Annotated in this window: 12 protein-coding genes; 9 read left to right on the top strand and 3 right to left on the bottom strand. The window is 67.5% G+C overall.

All coding sequences use genetic code 11. The features are described 5' to 3' along the window. Nucleotides 1–31 precede the first annotated feature (31 nt). Nucleotides 32–784, top strand: coding sequence for an SDR family oxidoreductase (locus tag ACQPZK_RS05325; RefSeq protein ID WP_433537220.1), 753 nt, complete (start codon nucleotides 32–34; stop codon nucleotides 782–784). Nucleotides 785–840: 56 nt separating this feature from the next. Here ACQPZK_RS05325 and ACQPZK_RS05320 read toward each other — a convergent pair whose 3' ends face one another. Further along, nucleotides 841–1,356: a GNAT family N-acetyltransferase gene (locus tag ACQPZK_RS05320; RefSeq protein WP_433537219.1), complete on the bottom strand. Its 516-nt coding sequence runs from the start codon at nucleotides 1,354–1,356 to the stop codon at nucleotides 841–843. A gap of 185 nt (nucleotides 1,357–1,541) precedes the next feature. Here ACQPZK_RS05320 and ACQPZK_RS05315 point away from each other — a divergent pair, with 185 nt between their 5' ends. Together ACQPZK_RS05315 and ACQPZK_RS05310 are read left to right on the top strand one after the other, a co-directional pair. Then, nucleotides 1,542–2,555 carry an ATP-binding cassette domain-containing protein gene (locus ACQPZK_RS05315; protein ID WP_433537218.1) on the top strand — a complete coding sequence of 338 codons (1,014 nt, stop codon included), beginning with the start codon at nucleotides 1,542–1,544 and terminating at the stop codon, nucleotides 2,553–2,555. Beyond that, nucleotides 2,552–3,415 (top strand): ABC transporter permease, encoded by an 864-nt coding sequence (locus ACQPZK_RS05310; RefSeq protein WP_433537217.1) that lies wholly within the window; start codon nucleotides 2,552–2,554, stop codon nucleotides 3,413–3,415. Before ACQPZK_RS05315 ends, ACQPZK_RS05310 begins: the two co-directional genes overlap by 4 nt. Before the next feature lie 281 nt (nucleotides 3,416–3,696). Here ACQPZK_RS05310 and ACQPZK_RS05305 read toward each other — a convergent pair whose 3' ends face one another. Beyond that, nucleotides 3,697–7,086: an ATP-binding protein gene (locus tag ACQPZK_RS05305; protein WP_433537216.1), complete on the bottom strand. Its 3,390-nt coding sequence runs from the start codon at nucleotides 7,084–7,086 to the stop codon at nucleotides 3,697–3,699. Nucleotides 7,087–7,192: 106 nt separating this feature from the next. Here ACQPZK_RS05305 and ACQPZK_RS05300 point away from each other — a divergent pair, with 106 nt between their 5' ends. Next, complete coding sequence (locus ACQPZK_RS05300; protein ID WP_433537215.1) at nucleotides 7,193–7,651, top strand: helix-turn-helix domain-containing protein; 459 nt, start codon at nucleotides 7,193–7,195, stop codon at nucleotides 7,649–7,651. After that, the gene (locus tag ACQPZK_RS05295; protein ID WP_433537214.1) at nucleotides 7,644–8,012 is read left to right on the top strand and encodes a DUF4180 domain-containing protein; all 369 of its coding nucleotides are present in this window, start codon (nucleotides 7,644–7,646) and stop codon (nucleotides 8,010–8,012) included. Before ACQPZK_RS05300 ends, ACQPZK_RS05295 begins: the two co-directional genes overlap by 8 nt. Here the strand turns inward: ACQPZK_RS05295 and ACQPZK_RS05290 are convergent. Beyond that, nucleotides 8,002–8,634, bottom strand: a complete 633-nt coding sequence (locus ACQPZK_RS05290; RefSeq protein ID WP_433537213.1) for a hypothetical protein — start codon at nucleotides 8,632–8,634, stop codon at nucleotides 8,002–8,004. The genes ACQPZK_RS05295 and ACQPZK_RS05290 overlap by 11 nt on opposite strands. 214 nt (nucleotides 8,635–8,848) lie before the next feature. Here ACQPZK_RS05290 and ACQPZK_RS05285 point away from each other — a divergent pair, with 214 nt between their 5' ends. The 4 genes from ACQPZK_RS05285 (at nucleotide 8,849) to ACQPZK_RS05270 (ending at nucleotide 15,116) form a co-directional block, all read left to right on the top strand. Then, nucleotides 8,849–9,604: a hypothetical protein gene (locus ACQPZK_RS05285; RefSeq protein WP_433537212.1), complete on the top strand. Its 756-nt coding sequence runs from the start codon at nucleotides 8,849–8,851 to the stop codon at nucleotides 9,602–9,604. 438 nt (nucleotides 9,605–10,042) lie between these two features. Beyond that, nucleotides 10,043–12,568, top strand: coding sequence for an ATP-binding protein (locus ACQPZK_RS05280; RefSeq protein ID WP_433537211.1), 2,526 nt, complete (start codon nucleotides 10,043–10,045; stop codon nucleotides 12,566–12,568). A 458-nt stretch (nucleotides 12,569–13,026) separates the two neighbouring features. After that, on the top strand, nucleotides 13,027–14,172 hold the full coding sequence (locus tag ACQPZK_RS05275; protein ID WP_433537210.1) for a DNA cytosine methyltransferase: 1,146 nt from the start codon (nucleotides 13,027–13,029) through the stop codon (nucleotides 14,170–14,172). Beyond that, complete coding sequence (locus ACQPZK_RS05270; RefSeq protein ID WP_433537209.1) at nucleotides 14,172–15,116, top strand: very short patch repair endonuclease; 945 nt, start codon at nucleotides 14,172–14,174, stop codon at nucleotides 15,114–15,116. The genes ACQPZK_RS05275 and ACQPZK_RS05270 overlap by 1 nt, the downstream gene beginning before the upstream one ends. Nucleotides 15,117–15,345 lie beyond the last annotated feature (229 nt).

Below are 15,345 nucleotides of genomic sequence, written 5' to 3'. Positions count from 1 at the left end.
GCCGGCCGTCGGCGGGCACAGGCTCGGTGGCATGACGAACACGATCGCCCTGATCACCGGGGCCAACAAGGGAATCGGCCTCGCCACCGCCCGGCAGCTCGGCGCCCTCGGCATGACCGTGCTGCTGGGAGCGCGGGACGTCGAGCGGGGCCGCGCCGCGGAACGGGAGCTGCGCGACGGCGGCGCGGACGCTCGGTTCGTGCCGCTGGACGTCACCGACGCCGCCTCGGTGGCCGCCGCCGCGAAACTCGTCGAGGACGAGTACGGCCGGTTGGACGTGCTGGTCAACAACGCCGGCATCGTGCTGGCCGACGGTACGCGGGGGCTGCCCAGCGAGACGACCGTGGCGACGATGCGCCGGCTATACGAGACGAACGTCTTCGGCCCGGTGGCGGTCACCAACGCGCTGCTGCCACTGCTGCGGCAGGCACCGGCGGCGCGGATCGTGAACGTCTCCAGCGAGGTCGGCTCGATCGCCGTGATGACCGACCCGGACGGGGCGCTGTTCGCGCTGACCTCCGTGCCGTACCCGTCGTCGAAGGCGGCGCTGAACATGCTCACCGCCATGTACGCCAAGGAACTGCGGGACACCCCGATCAAGGTGAACGCCGCGAACCCCGGCTACTGCGCCACCGACTTCAACGGCAACAGCGGCTTCCGTACGCCCGAACAGGGCGCCGAGGTGAGCGTGCACCTGGCGACCCTGCCGGCGGACGGGCCGAGCGGGCTGCTCTGGGGCTTCCAGATGGACGCCGGTGGCGGGTACGGCGTACTCCCCTGGTGATCCGCGCTCGCCAGGGTGGTCCTCGGGCGCCCGCCAGCGAAGCAGCCCCGCCGATCTCAGTCGGAGGTCGGCGGGGCGGTCAGGTCGACCTGCCAGTCGTTCACCCGCATCAGGTGCCCGGGCGGGTACTCGAAATTCGTCTCCTCCAGCAGTGTGAAGCCCGCCTTGCGGCAGACCGCGTTCGAGGCCGGGTTGTCGACGGACGGGTACGCGTGGGCGTGACGTCGGTCCCGTCGGGCGCGCGCCGCGTCGAGAGCCGCGCGCACCGCGGCGGTGGCCAGCCCTTGCCCCCGGTACGCGGGCAGCACCGCCCAGCCCAGCTCGTACACCGGCTGGTCGCGCCACTCGCGGGGCCAGTAGCCGACGCTGCCCACCCGCGTGCCGTCCGGCAGCACCACGGTGAACATGCACCCCGGCCCGCCCTCGGCGGAGCGCACGTACCGGTCGTGCCGGGCGAGCACCTGCTCGTCCGTCTCCGGGCCGCCGGTGTGTCGGCGCGTGTCCGGCGAGTTGAGCCGGCGCAGCAGATCGAGATCATCCTCGCGCCACGATTCGATGCGTACCTGCGTCATTCCGTCCCCTTCGTCGACCCCAGTCAAGCCGATCCCACCGACATTCCGCCCCGGAACAGCGCCCGCTAGTTCCGATCTAGCGGACGGCCGCCGTCGCCTCGCGCCTGAAGAGTGGGCGGGGTCGTTGGTCTCACCGACCGGCGACCACCGCGCCTGCCGACGACGTCCGAGGAGAGGTACGACTGATGAGTAGACGCGCCACCGGCCTGGCCATCGAGGCCGAAGGGCTCACCCGCACCTTCGGGGAGACCCGGGCGCTGGCCGGCATGGACCTACGGGTGCCCGCCGGCACCGTCTACGGCCTGCTCGGGCCGAACGGGGCGGGCAAGACCACCGCGGTCCGGGTGTTGGCGACGCTACTGCGCCCGGACGGCGGCACCGCGCGGGTCTTCGGGCACGACGTGGTCACCGAGGCCGACAAGGTCCGCAGCCGGGTCAGCCTCACCGGCCAGTACGCCTCGGTCGACGAGGACCTGACCGGCACGGAGAACCTGGTGCTGCTGGCCCGCCTACTGGGCCTGCGCAAGCCGGAGGCCCGCGACCGCGCGGCGGCGCTGCTGGCCGCGTTCGGTCTGACCGAGGCGAGCGACCGCCAGGTGAAGAAGTACTCGGGCGGCATGCGACGACGCATCGACATCGCCGCGAGCATCCTGAACACTCCGGACCTGCTCTTTCTCGACGAGCCGACGACGGGCCTCGACCCGCGCAGCCGCAACCAGGTGTGGGAAATCGTCCGGGCCGTGGTGTCGCACGGCACCACCGTGCTGCTGACCACGCAGTACCTCGACGAGGCCGACCAGCTCGCCGGTCGGATCGCGGTCGTCGACCACGGCCGGGTCATCGCCGAGGGCACCCCGGGCGAGCTGAAGTCGTCCGTCGGCTCCGGCACCGTCCACCTGCGACTCCGCGATCCGGGCCAGCGGCCCGAGGCCGAGAAGGTGCTCCGGGAGGCGCTGAACGTGCCCGTGCAGCTCGCCGCCGATCCGGTGGCGTTGACGGCCCGCGTCGGCGAGGCCGGCACCGACCTGGACGCCAGCGCGCAGGCCGCTCGCGCGCTCGGTGACCTGGCCCGCGCCGGCATCGCCGTCGACAACTTCTCCCTCGGTCAGCCCAGCCTGGACGAGGTCTTCCTGGCCCTGACCGACCACCCGGCCGTACCGGCCGACGAGCGCGACGACGAGCTGGAGGCAGCCCGATGAGCGACACCACCACGACCGCCAGCACGGCCGAGCGGGCGCCGTCGGTCTACGTACCGTCCGCCGAGGCATTGGCGACCGTCCTCGCGCCGGGCGCCCGACCGCCCCGCCCGAGCGCGTTGGGCGCGTCCCTCACCTTCGGCTGGCGGGCCCTGCTGAAGATCAAGCACGTGCCGGAACAGCTCTTCGACGTGACCGCGTTCCCGATCATCATGGTGCTGATGTTCACGTACCTGTTCGGTGGCGCCCTCGCCGACAGCCCACGTGACTACCTGCAGTTCTTCCTGCCCGGCATCATGGTGACGAGCGTCGTGATGATCACCATGTACACCGGGATCGGCCTCAACACCGACATCGAGAAGGGCATCTTCGACCGCTTCCGGACGCTGCCGGTCTGGCGGCCCGCCGCGCTGGTCGGCATGATCTTCGGTGACGTGCTGCGCTACATCCTCGCCGCCCTGGTCATCCTCGGTGTCGGGCTGGCGCTCGGCTTCCGGCCCGCCGGTGGCGTCGCCGGGGTGGCCGCCGGGATCGGGCTGCTGGTGGTCTTCTCGTTCGCGTTCTCCTGGGTGTGGACGTTCTTCGGGCTGATCCTGCGCAGCGAGAAGTCGGTGATGGGGGTCAGCATGATGGTGCTGTTCCCGCTGACGTTCCTCAGCAACGTCTTCGTCGAGCCGAGCACCATGCCCGGCTGGCTTCAGGCGTTCGTGAAGGTCAACCCGGTGACGCAACTGGTGGCCGCCGTACGCGCCGTCATGTCCGGCAACTCGGACGCGCCCGCCACGATGTGGCTCCTGGTGTGGAGCGCCGGCTTCGTCATCGTCTTCGGCACCCTGACCATGTACCGCTACAACCGCCGCTAACCCGGTCCCCGCGCTCCCCGCTCCCCGCTCCCCGCTCCCCGCTCCCCGCTCCCGCCTCCCGCCTCCCGCTCCCGCGCTCCCGCGCTCCCGCGCTCCCGCGCTCCCGCGCTCCCGCGATCTTGCACTTTCTGTGGCGACATAGGCCACGAGAGCACCCAAATCCACAACAGCAAGTGCAAGATCGGCGGGGCGGGGGGCGCGCGTGGGCGCCGGGCCGCGGGGCGCGAGGGCGCGGGGCGGGGGGGCGCGGGCGCGAGGGCGCGGGGCGCGAGGGCGCGGGGTTAGAGGTGCCAGGGGAGGCGGGTTTGCGGGAGGTAGCGGCAGGTCGTGCCGGTGGAGACCGAATCGCGCAGGTGGTTGGCGAGCGCGGGATGGCGATCGTCGAGCTTGCGGAGCGTGTCGCGGATGCGCGCGGTGACCGTCTTGCGGGCCCGTTCGGCTTCGTCGCCCAGCCGTCGACTCCGGCCGGCCAGCCCCGCCGCGGCACGCAACTCCTCGAGCAGCGCGCCGCGCTCGGCGTCCAGCGCGCCCACCTTCGCCGTGTCGCCACGTGCGGCGGCCCGGTCGATCTCGGCGTCGAGGCGTGTCAGGTGCCGCCGGTAGCGGGCCTTCGCCTCGTCGTCGAGGACCGGGTCGCCGCCCATCCGTCGGGCGGCCACCAGCACCGGACCGGCGGCGGGGTCGAGCAGTTCCACCGCCGGGACGTCACCCCCGGGGCGGCTCAACAGCAGGTGCAGATCGTGCAGGCCCTTGGCGTCGGGCAGGTGCGCCACCACTCCCGCGTACGCGAGTTGCCAGACCGGCCCGTCGCGCCGAAACGCGTACCCCTCGCTCGTCGGGTCGGACGGCGTCACCGGACGCCGACCCACGGCCTGGCCGCCCCCGACGACCTGGTCAGCACCCGCGACCTGAAGGTTCTCGGCGACCGTGCCCGCGACATCGCCGGGCCCACCAGGGGCGCTCTGCCCGGCGGCACGACCCGGCCCGCGACCTGTCCCCCGGTCCACGGCGTGATCCGCCTCGGGGGCGTGGCCCGGCTCGGCGTGGGTTGGTTTCGGGTCGGCGAGCCGGAGGAGCACCTGCCTCATGCCGAGTGCGGTGGCGTCCCGGACGGTGGTGGCGCGCACCTGGGCCGCCGCCGCGGCGTCGCCCGGCTGGTCGCGGCCGGCGAGGGCGTCGACCAGGCCCGCGCGGGCGATGAGCGACCAGGGTCGGGAGCCCATCCGGTCGGCGGCCTCACGGGCCGCCGTGAACCCGGCGATCGCGTCGTCCCACCGCTCCTGAGCGGCGTCGACCACGGCGAGCCAGTGGTCGATGGGCCCGCTGATGTCGCAGCCGAACAGCCCGACCGTCCACTGTCCACGGTGCGGAAGCAGCGCGGCCCGCGCGTCGTCACAGCGCCGCGGATCGCGGGACGCGGCGGCGGCCTGGGCGCGCAGGCGCAGCCACAGCGGCGACACCGGACGCGGATAGTGGATCCCGGCCGCCTCGATGCCGGCGGTCAACCGCACCGCCTGCTCGTCGTCGCCACGCTCGGCCGCCGTGATGGCCGACAGCAGTTCCCGGTACGGATAGTCGGCCGGCGCCCACTCGTGCAGCAGCGCGTCGACCTCGTCGAAGCGCCCCTGCAACAGCAGCCGGGCCCACCGCAGGTGGTGGCCCATGAAGGCGAACTCGGCGTGCCCCGGGTCGGACAGATCGGCGATGACGGCGAACCGCTCGTCCGCCTCGGCGAAGTCACCCCGGAATCCCGCGATGATCCCACCGTCGACGGCCGCCGCCATCCGGGAACGAGCCAACTCGCGCTGCTGACCCCCGGTGACGAAGGCGGCGAACTCCTCCATGAAGCGCGGGTCGCCCAGTTCCAGCAGCGCCACCCAGCGCAGCGACGTGGCCCACAGCTCGGTCTCCCGGTCGCCCGTCCGGCGGGCCACGTCGCGGATCTCGGCGGTGAGGGCCGCCCTCGCCGCGGCGGTGCCCAGCCCCCAGGTGGTGTCGTGGCGGGCCCACAGGCTGAAGGTGAGCGCCTCGTCGTCGCGCCCACGACGGGCGATGGTCTCCGTCGCGGTGATGAGATCCGCCACCAGCGCGCCCGCCGACGCGGTGGGGGCGGGCTCGCCGATCAACCGCTGGTACGCCTCGCGGACCAGGTCCGTCGTGTCGACCGCGTGGGTGGTGTCCACCTGACGGGAGCGGTGCACGGTGAGCGCGACACGCGCCAGCGGCACCGGGTCGTCGAGCGTACGGGCGAGCGTCGCGGCTTCGGCCAGCAGGCGTACGGCCTCGGATCGGCCGGCGTGGTGGTACTGCACCTCGCCGAAGTCCACGAGCAGCCGGATCCGCTGCGCGGGGTCCTCGACGATCTCCAACGCCCGGCGGAAGTGCACCGCCGCCTCGTCGGCGGCGAGCCGGGCGAACGCGTCGCGCCCGGCGGCGGTCAGCAGCTCGACGGCGCGGGTCCGGTCCAGCGCGGCGCCGGCCAGGTAGGCGTGGCGGGCCAGGTCGGCCGGGATGAGCCGGTCGGTGAGCGCCGTCGGCGGGTCCACCGCACGGACCACCGCGGCGTGCCGAGCCTGCCGGTCGTCGGTGGTGAGCCCGTCGTACAGGGTCTCGCGGACCAGGTCGTGGGCGAAGGTGAACCGTCCGCCACCCCGAGCGGCCACGAGCCGGGCGGTCACCGCGTCGTCGAGCAGCCGATCGACATGCGCCACCGGTTGCGCCGCGCTGGCCGCCAGGACCTGTCGGTGGAACTCACGCCCCAGTACGGCGGCGACGGTCAACGCCTCGACCACCGGGGCGGGTAACCGGGCGAGCCGCTGCCGCACCGCTTCCCGTACGCCGGGCGGGATCGCGCCGGTCACGCCGTCGGCGTGCCACAGCCGCGCGGTCTCCTCGACGAAGAACGGGTTGCCGCCGGTGCGGCGGTGCACCTCGTCCGCCAGGTCGGGGGCGGGCTCCCGACCGGCGGTACGCGCCATCAGCGCGGCCACCTCGTCGCGGGCCAGGCCGGCGAGGGTGATCGTGGTGGCCTTGGCGACCAGGGGCAGCAGCAGCGGGCGCAACGGATGGTCGTCGGCCTCGACCTCCGCGTCGCGGTACGTGCCGACCAGCAACAGGCGTTCGAACCAGGTGTGCTGGGCGGCGAACCCCAGCAGCCGCAGCGAGGCCGGGTCGGCCCAGTGCAGGTCGTCGAGGACGACCACCACCGGCCGGTGCGCGGAGACGGCGACCAGCGCGGCGGTCACCGCGTCGTACAGGGCGAACGCCTCCTGGTCTGCGACGTCCTGGCCGTCGCGGGCCGACCAGGCGGCCGTGAGCCCGGGAACGTCACCGGTGCCGCTCTCGCCGAGCAGGGCCGAGAGGGCTGGTTCGGCAGCCGGGCGGGCGAGCGCCCAGTCGTCGGCGGATCGCCGCAGGGCACGCAGCACCTGCACCCACGGCCAGTAGCCGGGGGCGCTGTCGGAGTCCCAGCAGGCCGCGCCGAGTACGAGAGCCCCGCGTCGGCGGGCTTCCCGTGCCGCCGACGTGACGAGGGTGGTCTTGCCGATGCCGGGCTCACCGGTGACCAGGACGAGACCGCCGTGACTGGTGGCCGCCCGGTCCAGCTCGGCGCGCAGCAGACCCGCGGGATGATCCCGCCCGATGATGGCGTCGCCGACCCGCGCGTCCATGGTTTCCAGACGGTACTGGAACCCTCCGACGCTCAGCGTCGAATATGACACGAGCCATGCGGCCCACCGCTCCTCAACCTTCCCTATCAAGATATGATAGGGAGCGATGAGGGAAGAAATGTTTTCGGTGGAGCAGGTTGCCGACCGGCTCGGGCTGCACGTGCGCACCGTGCGCGGCTACATCCGCTCCGGTCGCCTGCGGGCCGTGCGGATCGGCAAGCAGTACCGGATCGCCGCCAGCGACCTCGATGCGCTCACCGCACGGCCGCCCGGGACGCCCGTCGCGGGCATCGTCGGGCCGGCCGAGGTGTCGAGCATCGTGCAGGTCGACGGCGTCGACCGGGCGGCCGCCGACCGGCTCGGCACGCTGGTGCTCGCCAGCGCCAACACCGGGCACGACCCGACCCGGCCGCTGCGCGTGCAGACCGTGCACGACGACCACCGTCACCGCTTGAAGATCATCATCATCGGCGACCCGGCCGGCACCGCCGAGTTGCTCCACCTGCTCGACGCCGTCCTCACCGCCGACAACGGCCTGCTTGACCGGGAGGTCCACGATGCCTGACGAGATGCAGCAACGCGCCGGAGTGCCGGTGCTGGTCTGCGACCCGGCCGGCCCGCCGATCGCCACCGAGCAGGACGCGCTGGACCTGATCGGCGCGGCCTTCCTCGGCGCCCAGGTGGTGGCCGTACCCGCCAACCGGCTCGACGACCGCTTCTTCTCGCTCGGCACCCGCTTCGCCGGCGACGTGATGCAAAAGTTCGTCAACTACCGGCTGCGGCTCGCCGTGGTCGGCGACATCTCGCCGCAGCTCGCGGAAAGTTCGGCGCTGCGCGCTCTCGTACACGAGTCGAACCGGGGCGAGCAGATCTGGTTCGTGCCCGACCTCGACGCCCTCGACGAACGACTGCGCGCTATCTCCTAGCCGCATCCGGGTCGTGCACGATCGCCATCTCGACCGCATCCGGCTCAATGCCTCTGGCCTGGGCCTGCTCGGCGGCCCAACGAAGATAAGCCAGCCACTCGTCCGACGACCAACCGTTGCGCCGGGTGACACCGGCCTCGGCGGGGAGGCGGCTGGCCACCACACGATCCAGGATCAGCGGCTGGACGCCGCCCACCCCGCGCCGGTAACCGACGAAGTAGAGGACCTTCGTGAACAGTCCCGGCCCCAACCACGGCAGGCGAGCGGGGTCGCGGAAGCGGCGATAAGCCGTGCGGAGCGCCTCCGGGTCGGGCGCGGGCGCGGACACCTCCTCAAGCGCGTACGCCAGGCGTTTACCATCGGGGTCGGCGCCCAGCGACCTGGCGGTGCGCCACGGCCCGTACCCGATGGGTCCGTAACCCCAGACCAGCACGGCGGTCAGCAACTGGCGGGCGGTGGCCGAGCCGGCCCGGTACGCGTCGGCCACCGCGAAGACATCGCGCCGCCAGACCTCGCCGCTCACCGGCAAGGTGTCGGGCCAGGCGTCCGGCGGCAACCCCGCCCGCCACCGGTCCGGCTTCACGGTGGTCGGGGCCTGCTCCCCCGGTAACGGCCTCTGCATGGCTACCTCCCTCAGGTCGCGCGCTTGAGGACCTGCGCCGTTCGGACGCTACGGTCGGGCACTCGGGCACGCCGTCCGCTGACGCCATATCGCGGTATCGGGCGCCTGCCTGCCCTACGCGATCTCCAGCCCGGTCAGGTCGGCGCGCCGGACGCATCGCCCGGCGATGGGGAAAGGCAGTCCGTTCGGCATGGGGCCAGAAATCGTCATCGCAGTGGCGTCCGCCGCCATGTCGCTGATCAGCGTCGCGGTCAGTTCCCGGACCACTGTCGTCACTCACCGCCTACAGGACAAGGCGCGCAACCGCGACAAGGTGGAACTCGCCGAGGAGTTGTTCCGGCGTTCCCGGGTGCCCCTGTTGGCGTCAGCCGAGTCGCTACAGTCTCGGCCGCACAACGTGCTCAGCCGAAACTTCCTGCGTACGTACCTGCACTCCGGCAACAGCGAGGAGCAGCAGTACGTCCGCCACAACATCGTGTACGTCCTCGCCGAACACCTGGCCTGGCTGAAGGTCCTGCGGCGGGAACAGCGCTTCCTCAACATCGAGTCGGTGAAGAGCACAAGGAGCTCTTCGCAGCGATCCAGCGGATTCATCATCCCTTGGCGACCGACTCACTGCCCGGCCCGTTCCGTGTTCCGGGGGCACCAGCGGGCCATCGGTGAAGTCATGCTGCACCGAGTGGAGTCGCCTGAGGGCGCGGTGACAGAGGTGCTGGGATACGCCGCCTTCTGCGACCGCCTCGAAACCGAGCCGAGGTTCGCATTATGGTTCACCCGCCTCCTCGCAGAGGTCGACGACGTGGGAGCCCAGGACCTCCGCGAAAATGAGCGGCTCGTACGCCCGCAGAACGAGCTCGTCGGGCTCACCGAACTGCTCGACCCCAAGGGTGAATGGCTCCCGTTGGAGCGACGCGAGCGACTGCCACAATCGACCCCGCTCCTGCCCACCTCGCGGACACCCAACGGCTGACGTTCGCCGGGTGGCTCGTGACGGGCCGCCGGGTGACCGATACGCACGGTCTATGGGTAACCACAAGCAGAAGGGTGGAGGACAAGACCCGCGGCCCAGTCCGTGTAGGCGCGCCAACTGGCGCGTCAGTCATTACAGCTTCGGTGTCAATCATCCCGAGTGGTGAATAGTCAAAGACAGCACCACGGTATGGCCTAAGGGGTCGGCCATGCCCAGCAGAGCAGCGACCCAGGAGCAGGATTCGAGATCCCAAGGCAGAAATGCCCGGAACGCCCCTATCAAGGCCCGGCCCAGCCGGGACTGTCAACCCTCCTCGACCTGCCGAGTCGACTAGATGTACCCACCTATAGCTTCACCACGAACTGCAAGTCAACTAGTGACATGGAACACCCGTCCCGGGTACGGTGACCGCACCAGGGGAGACGGGGAGGGACACTTATGCGCGTACCAGAAAACACGGTTGGCATTCAGCTTGATCATGTGGGAATCCAGCGAGAAAGCATTCCCGTCCGACTTTCTAAAGAATTAATAACACTACTATCCGAGCAACTTTACCAGTCGCCACTCAAGGCCATCGAAGAACTTGTAGTAAATTCCTTCGACGCCGAGGCTGCCGAATGCCGCATCTTCGTTCCCATAGTTGCAGCCGGAACAGCCGCGGCAGCAATCCCCTTGATGCTGGTCTTCGACAACGGCATCGGCATGGATATGTCCGGGTTGGTCGACTTATGGCGGATCGGGTCTTCAACAAAGCGCGAAGAACGAATAACGAGGATCCGCAAGCGACGCCAAATAGGAAAATTCGGCATCGGGAAACTCGCGACGTACGCGCTTGCAAATCGAATCACATACGTCACGAGTTCGGGCGATGGCGAGATTCTCGCACTTTCGCTTTTGTATTCGGACTTCCGCTCGGAGCCAGGCTTGCCCGACCGCCCCACGGAGCTCACAGTACGACAGCTGACCGAGGCAGAGACATTAGCCCTGCCCAACCTACGGCGAGCGGCCAGCGAGGCCGGGCTGGAGGCACAAGTCGCACTTAAGCCAAATAAAACCTGGACGATAGTTCTACTCGAGGGCCTTAAGGCGCAAGGCCGGTCCATTTCTCCTGGTCGCCTTCGGTGGGTTTTACGAACCGCGATGCCGATCACACAAGAATTCCGTCTATTCCTAAACGGCGAAGAAGTCACCTCTTCCAAACTCGATTACGAGACGATCGCCGAGTTCAATATCTCCGACCTACCACCCGAGCGCCTTAAACAACTGGAAGAGAAAACAGGAATCGAGTGGAGCGCGACAAGCGATGGGCTTAGATCATCACTCTTCCCCAACAAAATTTCGGGCCAAGTAGTGGTCACGAAAAAGAGCCTATATGAAGGAAAGAGCGCAGACCTTACCCGTTCGCATGGGTTTTTCGTCCGCGTCCGAGGCAGACTGATAGATGAAGACAATGCCCTTGCAGGCGTAGCACCTCGGGCTTACGAAGTCTTTTACCGTTTTCGAGCAGACGTGAACGCCGATGATCTAGACAGCGAAATAACAGCAGCGCGAGAGGCTGTCGGCCTTAGCCCTCGCCGCACGGCCCTTACCAGTGTTTTGACAGAAGTTCTTAACGAAGCCCGTACCCGCTATGAAAAGGTGGTCAACGACCGACACCAGAAACAAGCAAACAAGAACGAACCAGACCGGAACTACGTACCTCCACGACACGTCGAAATGCCCGTTGCCGACGTGCTCGCGACCAATCAAGAGAACGGTGCAGATCCTGGGACGGATGCAGATGAGGGCTGGTTCTATCTACGCCCACCCACCGACACGAGCGTTCTTGATTTAATTACCAAGCTATACGAAACGGAGACCCGGAATCCTTACGAGTATTCGATTGAGAGCCTGGGCCCAGGCGGCCGGCTGGTGCAGTTCCACCCCGATGTTCGTCGCTTCGTACTCAACGAGGACCACATACTCTTCATCTCCTTCGGCGACGATCCTCGAGCTCTTGATCTGTTAAAGGACTTCGCAACCGCAGAGGCACTACTTGAGATCTACCTGCGGGGCGCGAACGTGTCTCCTCATTTAATCGGCGAAATTCTCGAGCGCAGAGATTTGTTGATGCGAAGTTTAGCTCGCGAGCAAATCAACTCACCGGCCGCAATTGCCGCTTCACTTCGTGATGCAGTGTCGTCCGAGCGAGACCTCGAGGTAGCAGTCATCATCGCGGCGCGCGCACTAGGCTTCGTTGCGAAGCACCTCAGTGGATCCGAAAGGCCTGACGGCGTGGCACGCTTCCGAGACCACGCAGTAGGCGACCGAAAGATCATCCTCGAGGCTAAATCTTCCGTACATGTACCAAGTCTCGGGGCGATCGATTTCGGAGGGCTGCATCAGCACGTCAATGACGAAAAGGCCGATGGATGCCTTCTGGTAGCTCCGGATTATCCGGGCTCAAGTCGTGAAGACGACTCTGCCGCCTCTAAGCGGGCTGAAGCGCTGAGAATTAGTTGCTGGACCGTAGAGCAGCTGGCCAGAGTCGTCGAGTGCATGGACAAGCGCGATATCACTGCGAGAGATATTCTACGAATCGTGGAATCGGCATTTACGCCGGCCTCCGTCGCCGCCGCTGTCGACGCTCTCCTGGCAGATCCGACACATCCTTCCCAGGCAGTGGCCGGTGCGATTCTTCGCGCCCTACGGGAACTAGACCGGCTTGTTCCCCATAGAACTCGGAGCCTGGATATGCTAATACCCGAAATTGCAAGGCAAGGCATAGACCCCATCAATGCAGTTCGTGTGGAGGAAGCCCTCAGAGCCCTTGCAGCAGCCAGTAGAGGAGCTCTAACGATAATGAAGAATGACCGGATCCAACTGAATACAGCAGTCGAAGAGCTTGAACGGCGCGTCAATCCTTGGCTTCGAAACCTGGCCACTTCTCGGCGCGAAAGCACCTTCCGGTCTAGCGCGCTTTAGCCTGAACCTGCGCGCCGAGCCGGCACCAGGCCGGGGCCGATGGGAGGTAGCGGCCGGAATCATGATCGTTCTGCAGCCGGCAGCGGCGGCTGAGGCCTGTAGCTGACAACCAGGCGAACAGAGCGCCCTCGCCTCCTCGCCTACATGGTCTCGTCCCGAGATTGACAGGACGGACCGTAGCCATCCCAACGGTCCGCAGCCGTGATCACTGCAGGACGCACCGGCGACCGTCCTGAGCACAGCGTTCCGAAGGGGTGGATGGCGAGCTACCGCGGGCGGCATCGAATCGTCCGTTGGCCGGACGTTAGAGGCCAAGCCCTGCACCTGCTCGTCCGGTACGAACCAGTGCTGGGGCTGGGCGAGCAGGCGGCAACTCCTCGTTAGCACCTAGCCCTCGCACCCTCGGTGCAGCCGTGGGCCGGTTACCGTGAGGCTATGGCGCCTGTAGGGTGTTTGCCGTGACTGACGAGCCTGTCGACGCTGCCCCGGACACCATCCGGGCTGCCGAGTTCTTCGCCGGCATCGGGCTGGTACGAGAGGCTCTGCAGCCTCTTGGCATTCAAGTCGTGTGGGCCAACGACATCAAGAAGGCCAAGCGGGACGTCTATGCCGCCAATCATGACGCTAGCCACTTCCAGCTAGACGACATCCGCAATGTGACCGCTAAGGATTTGCCGTCAGACATCGAGTTAGCGACTAGCAGCTTCCCATGCGTTGACCTATCTCTTGCGGGCAACCGCCGCGGCCTTATCGGTTCCGAGTCAGGGATGTTCTGGGAGTTCGCCAGGGTCATCGAAGAGATGCAGGAACAGCGACCTCGCGTCGTTCTCCTTGAAAACGTTCATGGCTTCGCTACAAGCCACGGCGGCAAAGACCTTTCTGACGCTCTTAGGCAGATGCATGAGCTTGGATACTCATGCGACGTCATCGCCGTCGACGCGCGGCATTTTGTACCGCAGTCACGACGGCGCATGTTTATAGTCGGAGTCCAGGGCGCAGTCCCGTCTGGGGCACAGAGCGGCATTCCGCCGATCTCAGGTGTCCGGCCCAGGTGGGTTCAGCGCGTGCATGCTCTGCACCAGCACCTCGACATGCATCACCTAACGCTTCCTAGGCTTCCTAATGGACCACAGGACCTTTCCAGCGTCGTCGAGACGATGGACAGCGAGGACCCTCGATGGTGGGGCAAGGATCGGCAAGCCGCGTTCATAGAGTCCATGAGCCCCATTCAGAAAGCTCGAATGGAAGCTCTGCGTGACACCGAAGACACTTCATGGCGCACCGCCTACCGCAGGAGGAGAAATGGGGCCTCAATGTGGGAGCTTCGGCGAGACGCGATCGGGGGCTGCCTTCGCACGACCGGAGGCGGCTCCAGCAAGCAGGCCCTAGTCGAGCTAGGCAAGGGTGAGGTGCGGGTTCGCTGGATGACCCCCTTAGAATACGCGCGAATGATGGGCGCAGGGTCCTACACCGTCACCGCTGGAACACCGAACCAGGCGCTGTTCGGCTTTGGGGACGCAGTGGTAGTGGACGTCATCAGTTGGATCGGCCAGCACTACCTGCTGCCCGTACTCCGACCCCAGAAGGTGCTGCAAGCCGCGTAATGGGCCTCGGCCGGCGCCCCACAAGTTTGCAACCCGCCGACCCGGCGATCCAGGCCCGGACGCAGGCAGATTCGCGAGGAGCTGGGCCAGCAGAGCAGCGCATTATGAGGTCGATGGAGCCTGCTGACCGCGAGGACGCAGCAAGCCCAACATCAATCAACGCTTCTCGCCTGCGGGCGCCGTACTATCATCGCATGCCACGAGCCCGCGTGGAGCTTGCTCCAGAGGACCCGCGTCACGGGACGCCGAACGGTTACGGCAACCTTGGGTGCCGATGCGTCCTCTGCCGGGAGGCTCACCGGCAGACCCACAGCCGTTACATGCAAAGGGTGCGGACAACAAAGACGCTCGCCGGGACGGCCTCAGCCCACGGAACGTCCTATCGATACGACGTCGGATGTAGATGTGAGGAATGCCGCAAAGCGCATAACGTCAAGAGTCGTCAGACGAAACAGCGTCTGCGGGAGCAAGCAATCCGAGCAGGAGGTGCCGTGCCATCGGATCTAGCGCTTCCGCCATCCCCGCCCCCATCCACGGCTACCGCGTCAATGCGCTCGAACCGCCATCGAGACACCGGACCTGAGCTCCGGCTTCGTAGGGCCCTTCACGCTCGGGGACACCGCTACCGGGTGGCACTGCCCATCGTCGCTCGTGGAAAACGGGTGCGTCCCGATCTTGTCTATCCCAAGCGCAAGCTCGCCGTCTTCGTCGATGGCTGCTTCTGGCATCGTTGTCCGGAACACGGCAGGGCCCCGAGCGATCCAACCGGATATTGGTCCGTCAAGCTTCAGCGCAACGTCGATCGGGATGTCGCCGTCAGGGCCGCCCTCGAAGAGGACGGTTGGCGCGTCCTTCGCCTATGGGAGCACGAAAGCCTCGACGATGCCATCGGCCTTGTTGAGGCAGCTTGGCGAGAGGGCAACCCGCCACCATCACGTGGTTGACGGCTCCCACAATCCTGTTGGGCAACCAGGAAGCTGCCTTGCAATTCTTCAAGCCCCGGAAAGGGCTGCCTCGCGATCTGAGTGAGCGCGTGAAGCCCTTCTCGGTCGAACTCGAGTGTTTGACTGACCTTCTTGCCGGCCGCCTGCTGGTCGGATCCATATCTGCTCAACTGCAATAGCGTCTCATCGCCATCCTTGACGATCTGCCAGCCGCATTCAACTACCGTTG

Origin of the sequence: Micromonospora sp. CA-249363 (assembly GCF_050950185.1) — a bacterium.
Classification (GTDB): Bacteria; Actinomycetota; Actinomycetes; order Mycobacteriales; family Micromonosporaceae; genus Micromonospora.
Note: the sequence above shows the minus strand (reverse complement) of the source record. Positions and strands in the feature narration are given on the sequence as shown.

Coding starts and splice junctions, on each gene's coding strand:
- ACQPZK_RS05325 (WP_433537220.1), top strand. CDS start 32: ATGACGAACACGATCGCCCTGATCACCGGGGCCAACAAGGGAATCGGC.
- ACQPZK_RS05320 (WP_433537219.1), bottom strand. CDS start 1,356: ATGACGCAGGTACGCATCGAATCGTGGCGCGAGGATGATCTCGATCTG.
- ACQPZK_RS05315 (WP_433537218.1), top strand. CDS start 1,542: ATGAGTAGACGCGCCACCGGCCTGGCCATCGAGGCCGAAGGGCTCACC.
- ACQPZK_RS05310 (WP_433537217.1), top strand. CDS start 2,552: ATGAGCGACACCACCACGACCGCCAGCACGGCCGAGCGGGCGCCGTCG.
- ACQPZK_RS05305 (WP_433537216.1), bottom strand. CDS start 7,086: ATGGACGCGCGGGTCGGCGACGCCATCATCGGGCGGGATCATCCCGCG.
- ACQPZK_RS05300 (WP_433537215.1), top strand. CDS start 7,193: ATGAGGGAAGAAATGTTTTCGGTGGAGCAGGTTGCCGACCGGCTCGGG.
- ACQPZK_RS05295 (WP_433537214.1), top strand. CDS start 7,644: ATGCCTGACGAGATGCAGCAACGCGCCGGAGTGCCGGTGCTGGTCTGC.
- ACQPZK_RS05290 (WP_433537213.1), bottom strand. CDS start 8,634: ATGCAGAGGCCGTTACCGGGGGAGCAGGCCCCGACCACCGTGAAGCCG.
- ACQPZK_RS05280 (WP_433537211.1), top strand. CDS start 10,043: ATGCGCGTACCAGAAAACACGGTTGGCATTCAGCTTGATCATGTGGGA.
- ACQPZK_RS05270 (WP_433537209.1), top strand. CDS start 14,172: ATGGGCCTCGGCCGGCGCCCCACAAGTTTGCAACCCGCCGACCCGGCG.